Annotated in this window: 1 pseudogene; it reads right to left on the bottom strand. The window is 72.3% G+C overall.

The features are described from left to right. Positions 1-476, bottom strand: a pseudogene (locus tag DD1DGNOD_RS26920) (MlaD family protein); the annotation flags it as partial.

Here is a 476-nt window from a genome sequence, read left to right as displayed (position 1 = left end):
CTCCCCGCTGAGCGACTGCACCGCCTCGGTGGCCAGCTTGAGCTGATCGGTGAGATCGGGCAGCTGGGCGAGTGCCGAGTCGGTCGCGGAACTGTGCTCCCCCACCGCGCCCAGCGTCGTCTGCAGCGAGTCGGCAAGCGCGCGCAGCCGGCCGCCGTCACCACCGATGGCCGTAGAGATCTCGCTGAGCGCGGTGACCAGCCGCTGGATGGTGTCGCGGCGGGTCTGCAGCGCGGTAAGCACCGGCTTGAGCCTGGTCACCACCGTGTCGGTGGCGGACAGCCCCTCGGGGAGCTCCTGCGGCGCGGAGGCCAGGGCTGTGTCGGACTCCTCGAGCAGAGCGGTCAGCGCGGCCCTGGCGTCGCCGTCGAGGTGGCCGAGCACCTCGTCGATCTGGATCGGCCGCTGCGAGCTCGCCAGCAGCAGCGTGGCACCCTCGGCGAGCCGCTTTCCCGGGGGTGAGCCGGGGTTGAGCT

Source organism: Candidatus Protofrankia californiensis (genome assembly GCF_900634765.1).
Taxonomy (GTDB): domain Bacteria; phylum Actinomycetota; class Actinomycetes; order Frankiales; family Frankiaceae; genus Protofrankia; species Protofrankia californiensis.
Note: the sequence above shows the minus strand (reverse complement) of the source record. Positions and strands in the feature narration are given on the sequence as shown.